Below are 5,252 nucleotides of genomic sequence, written 5' to 3'. Positions count from 1 at the left end.
TGAACTCGACCGTCGTCCCAACAGCATCGCCCACGGCTAGCCCGAGAAGGCAGCCTCGGTATCGACTGCGAAGATCCACTGGCTCTCCAAACGTATCTACTCGGTCCGCATCCGGCGGATGACCTGTCCCTCAGACCGCTTGAACGACGATTCCGCCAAACCGCGCTTCCCCTGCGACGCACTCGACCCCGTCGATGAAGCAACGTGTGTCGTCGTACGGCGAATCATCGTCCCTGTACACGCCGAGGCACCCAAGGCCCATCGTCCCAGGCAGGTTGAAGAATGCAACCGGCCGGCCGTCTATGGACACGGCGCGTCCGACGCACGTCCTGCAAGCGTATCGAGGGTAGCGTGGCACCTTGTCGACCTCCGCACCGCACACAGCGCATTGCTGCACAGAAACACACCTCCCATCGATAAGCCGATCATCCGCCTCACATCGAACTTGCCTGCACGCGGCGTCCTGCAACGATCACTCTACCCGAGACCGAGTATCGCAAATGCCGAAAGGGCCGCCAGCGGTGCGTAAATGGCTTCGGACAACACTCCGAGCAAGGCTTCGGCCCAGCTCGCGCGTCCCGAAATGGCATCACCGATCTCACTTGCGGCGAACATGGCGAACCAGATCAGCGAGTACATCAGCCACCCGCCCGGCCAACCAAGGTGCAGGATCAGCACGAAAGCCGCTGCCGTCCCCAGCTTCGTGACGAACACGCCAAGCAGAAAGCGCTGCGGCGATGTCTCCGACGGGATGTCGACCAGGCGCAGCACACTGGCGCCCGCGTAGACGACGAATGGAACGACGTAGATGATCGCCAGGACCGCTACTATTGCGAGAACGAGCGTCATTGGGAGTCACCCCTTTCGTTGCTAGCAATTGACAACTTGTTGTCCGCGGCCCTCAGCCTCCGGAAGCTACGAGCATCGCCGATGAGCTGGGCAGGTACCCTGATCCCCCCTTGAGAGGCGATACACACCAAATACTAATCTTGATACGGCTTCTGTGTTGACCGGACGCGCTTGCTTTTTCTAGTTTGGCCTAACTTCGTTCGGGATGACCAACGATGCGCCTCGTGCGTCGCTCGAGCCCGACGATAGCCCACCTGACCCGTTGCCTGTGTTGATCCCATTGTTAGGCCGTCAGCGCGACTTCCATCTTTCGCGACGCATCACACCTGTGCACATGGTGCACCTCCTGGCATCAGGAATCAATTCTGCCAACAGCTCGTTACTGACGTGCTCATAGTCGCGATCCCATTCTCTGGCGGCGACGGTGAGTGTACGGAGCTGGAACCAGAAGGACCACACAGCAAGCAGTTCCTCTCCGTCCGGACTGCGTTCAATGGTTCGTGGAGAGAAGCGCTGTCCGTCCGAGATGATGTAGACGTTCGCGGTATGGAAGGAGCCGTGAGCTAGGTCGGACAGGTAGTTGTAGACGACGCCATGCACGTTCTCCAGGCCCAGCTGAGCCGCTTTGTCCGACCAGTCCCTCACCTTGTGCGGCGGATCGCTGGACTGTTGGAGATAGGGCTCGGCGTACGGAGGATGGTTGGGGAACTGGGCTTTCGCCGAGCGCTTGCCGCACAGTGCATGGAACCTACGATAGAGGCGTGCATACTCCGCACCAAGCTCGCCGAGCGACCGCTTCCAGATCTCACCGTCGTCAAGGGGGGCCAGCAACAAGGAGGAAGACGACAGCCAGTCTTCGTACGCGACGCGGACAAGGGGTACGGCTGGCACGTAATGACCTCCCTCGAAGAGACGGGTGAGCGCGAGAGTACGATCCTGCGTCCGAAGCGCGTAGTACTGCGCAATCGCCCGACGAATATTCACAGGTCCCTGAATGTTGACCATCTCCTTGGAGATGCGGGCGAGCAGCTGGGACTGATTCTTCCAACAGTAACGCGTCATGGAATCGGTCTAACGTTCTCTACAGCCTGAGTGGCGACGCTCTCCTCCGTCGCTGCACTAGAGTCTACGCTTGCTGCGCGGAGCCCACTCGAAGCTGGGGCTGGACACTCCGGTGGCCTGATTGGCGCTACCGTTACCATGGCGACTCCGGGTGCGCCGCGAGTGCTTCGATGTCGATCAAGTATTCGAGTAGGCGCTGCGCGTCCTCGCACGCAGCCACGTACTCAGGATCGCCAGCGGATCCTACAGGCACAGGGTGTCGCCGGACGAAGTCGCGGCACACGTAGTTGTGGTAGCGGGCAGCCCACTCGTACTTGCCGCGCACCCCAGGATTCGCAACGTAGGTCACTAGACCATGAGACACAGTGCTGGCGTGGCCCTCGATGTGCTCGATGCTTACTCCGGACTCTGGGAACAACATGAAGGCGATAGCAAGGTAGTTCAAGAAGAATACGCCGTCAGCATCGCGCAGCACGTAATCGCTGCTGGGCGCATACCGTGGGAGGCCATAGAACTCTCCGTGTAGCTGCAGGAGTTCTACCGCGGAGTCCGTCAGGGCCAACCGGGGTGCCCCGCCACGTTTCTCCGCGGCGACCGCATCCAGCAAAGCCGGCCCGAAAACAACGTCGTCGCCCATGTAGTGGTCGCCGAAAGCGATTCCTCCACGCGCAAGAAAGCCCGCTGCGGCCAGGTTCGCTTGGAACTGCGCAAACAGCTCCAAGATGTCGAGTAGTTCGATTTCGCCCAGTCCGGTATCAAGGATGGGGTAGCCCACGACCACGTTATCAGTAAAGGCCTTGAGTTCGTAGAGGTGCCGCCCATGTACTGAGTTATGCGAGTGCATAGCCCCGTGGACGCGAGTCATGGCGCGGTAGATGCGCAACAGGAACTCATCGCCGCGGTCGTCTTCTACCGCTTCGCGGCTCAACGCGTCGTACCCCAAAATGTCCGCGTAGCAGACAATTGACGGCCTCATTCTGGGGGAATCACCCTGGGCGCAGTATGCACCCAGTGAGCCCAACATCCATTGCCTCCCAGAGGTGTCCAAAAATGTTTGTGCCGATGCTCATCATACTCCAGATGCTCTACCTTGCGGTATACGACACCTTTAATGTGTCTCACTTCTGTGAACTCCGCCGAGGTCACTCTGGGTCACCCGATGCCTCGATGCCACCGTTCTAGTTGTCACGACCAGACAGAATGCGCTCTGCCCAGACTACTGCCCGCCAAAAGTGTGCCTTGGAGGCCTCGCGAGTTCCCGTGCGGTCCAAACCAGTCCTAGTAGTCGCACACTCCCTGCGTCATCCCTGCGCTCTTCGGTTTCACCTGCGAGCGAAGCTAACCAGGGGAGGTCGGATCAAACGTCGCTCGCCAGTCTCGTCGCGGGATCCCTTCTCAAGAGGCGGGTTCCACATCTCGCGTGCGGACCATCTTCGCCGCCACATTGAAATCTTCCTGCACCACCGAGAACAGCTCGAACTCGATTTCCTCTTCGCTTCGAGTCAAGAGCATCTCCGGGGTGGCACTTCGCCGCAAACAGTTGTATGCGGCCTCGCGTGCCACGAAGGCTATCTCGGCTCCAGTGAACCCGCCCATCGCGCTCGCCAGAGTCGGCAAATCAACGTCCTGCGCTAAAGGCATCCTGCGGGTGTGGATTTCGAGTATCTTCAGGACTCCGTCCGGACTAGGATGTCGAATCTCAAGTACGTAGTCGAACCGACCAGGTCGGCGCACTGCCTCATCAAGCAACTCCAAGCGATTCGTGGAAGCAATCACGCAAACATTCTCGTAGGTCTCCATTCCGTCCATCAGAGTGAGGAGTTGGTTGACGAAGACGGATTCATGGCGCACGCTCTCCTCACTGGATCGCTTCTGCGCAATCGAGTCGATCTCATCGAAGAAAATTATTGAAGGCGCATGAGCGCGTGCTTCGTCAAAGACCTTGCGCAGGTTCTCCTCTGACTGACCGACATATTTGTTGAAGAGTTCGGGCCCGCGTATCGAGATGAAGTGCGCGCTGATGTCATTGGCAATCGCCTTGGCAATCAGTGTCTTTCCGCAGCCTGGAGGACCGTAAAGAAGAATCCCTTTGTGCGGGGCAATACCGAGGTGCTTGAAGAGAGCTGGGTGTCTGAGCGGAAGCTCTATAACCTCCCGAATCATGTCCAAAATCTCATCAACACCGCCGATGTCATCGAAAGAAACAGCGGGTATGTGACGCTTCTTGCTGATTCGTTGGACCAGTTCATCAAAGGTGTCGGTCAGATCGATGGAGAGGCCGAAACCCGCACCGTGACTGAGTTTTCGCGGCACTACGCCAATCGCGGACTGCTGAATGGTGCTGCCATTGCACTGCTCCTCATAAACAACCTTCCAGGAAGACTCATCCCCTAGTTCGAGTTCCGACGGGAGACTGTCAATCCGGTCGCGGACCACATCAAGATCGAAGTAGGGACATGTATCTGCGAGGGTTGAACTCGCCTCCCGGGTGATGGCCGCAGCCAGCTCCTTTTTGTCAATGATCCAGGCACTCATGTCTTCATTGAAACTTCCGAACTGGAACCAGTAGCGAGAACCGCGATTCATCTCGTACATCGAGGGCGGCAGCTCCGCTTGGATGACCTGGAAGTACCTGCAGCCCCATCCCGAGCCATATGATTCGTTGCAATATTCGTCAGGAAGAACAGCCGCTTCACGCCTGTCCGAACATTGCAGCACGCTGAGAATTTTGCGGAACTTTTGAGCATCAGCGACCCGCCCGTTGACTAGGAGGTGCGCACCCTTCCAGCCACGGACGGTCTCAAACAGTCTTTCGAGGGCGCGATGACGCAAACGCATCTCGTCAGCACCCACGGTGAGCCTATACGGCTGTTTCGGGTCGTCAGGTTCGAAGAAGTCTTCGAACTTGCGGGCGGTCGAAAGCGCTTCAGGCAGACTCGGCGATGGGCTTCTGGGGATAACCAACTCGATCGCGATTCCCAATGAGTCCTCCCGTAGTTGAGCGTCTAACACTGTTTATACCTAAACCTCATCATACTCGAAGCGCCCTACTTTACGGCAGAAGCTACTGCGAATCTTACTTAGTTCGCCATAGCGCCCACCCCCCTCACCGCGCACCATGCTTCACGAAGCTCCCCTCTTCGAGCCCGCGCCACGCGACCTGCTCGCGAAGCGGCTTGCCCGACACCAGCAGGAACCGCGCGCCTTCCTCGGCAGATGAGATTGGGATTGAGTCGCCGTTGCCGAATAGCACCAGCATGCCGTCTTCGGCGGTTGTCGGCGTTGCCTGCGCGCCGTCTGCGTGGATTCCTGGGTTAGTCAGCCACTGGCCGATAGTAGGT

The 5,252-nt window shown here is 58.5% G+C and carries 6 protein-coding genes; all 6 read right to left on the bottom strand.

Annotation, left to right across the window (positions count from 1 at the left end; all coding sequences use genetic code 11):
• Nucleotides 1-130: 130 nt before the first annotated feature.
• The gene (locus M1617_07310) at nucleotides 131-358 is read right to left on the bottom strand and encodes a hypothetical protein (GenBank protein ID MCL5888077.1); all 228 of its coding nucleotides are present in this window, start codon (nucleotides 356-358) and stop codon (nucleotides 131-133) included.
• Nucleotides 359-477: 119 nt separating this feature from the next.
• Nucleotides 478-849, bottom strand: coding sequence for a hypothetical protein (locus M1617_07305; protein MCL5888076.1), 372 nt, complete (start codon nucleotides 847-849; stop codon nucleotides 478-480).
• Between the two features lie 291 nt (nucleotides 850-1,140).
• Nucleotides 1,141-1,911 carry a hypothetical protein gene (locus M1617_07300; GenBank protein ID MCL5888075.1) on the bottom strand — a complete coding sequence of 257 codons (771 nt, stop codon included), beginning with the start codon at nucleotides 1,909-1,911 and terminating at the stop codon, nucleotides 1,141-1,143.
• A 133-nt stretch (nucleotides 1,912-2,044) separates the two neighbouring features.
• Entirely contained in the window at nucleotides 2,045-2,887 is an 843-nt protein-coding gene (locus M1617_07295) for a hypothetical protein (GenBank protein MCL5888074.1), read from the bottom strand.
• A gap of 419 nt (nucleotides 2,888-3,306) precedes the next feature.
• On the bottom strand, nucleotides 3,307-4,923 hold the full coding sequence (locus M1617_07290; GenBank protein MCL5888073.1) for an AAA family ATPase: 1,617 nt from the start codon (nucleotides 4,921-4,923) through the stop codon (nucleotides 3,307-3,309).
• A gap of 94 nt (nucleotides 4,924-5,017) precedes the next feature.
• Nucleotides 5,018-5,252 (bottom strand): hypothetical protein (locus tag M1617_07285; GenBank protein ID MCL5888072.1); only part of this gene is annotated, 235 nt, incomplete at its 5' end.

This window comes from Actinomycetota bacterium, from assembly GCA_023488435.1.
Lineage (GTDB): Bacteria > Actinomycetota > Coriobacteriia > Anaerosomatales > UBA912 > UBA912.
This window is presented reverse-complemented; position numbering and strand designations above follow the sequence as displayed.

Bases quoted from the DNA above. Each gene is read 5' to 3' on its own strand.
- M1617_07305 (MCL5888076.1), bottom strand. From the start codon at position 849: ATGACGCTCGTTCTCGCAATAGTAGCGGTCCTGGCGATCATCTACGTC.
- M1617_07300 (MCL5888075.1), bottom strand. From the start codon at position 1,911: ATGACGCGTTACTGTTGGAAGAATCAGTCCCAGCTGCTCGCCCGCATC.
- M1617_07295 (MCL5888074.1), bottom strand. From the start codon at position 2,887: ATGAGGCCGTCAATTGTCTGCTACGCGGACATTTTGGGGTACGACGCG.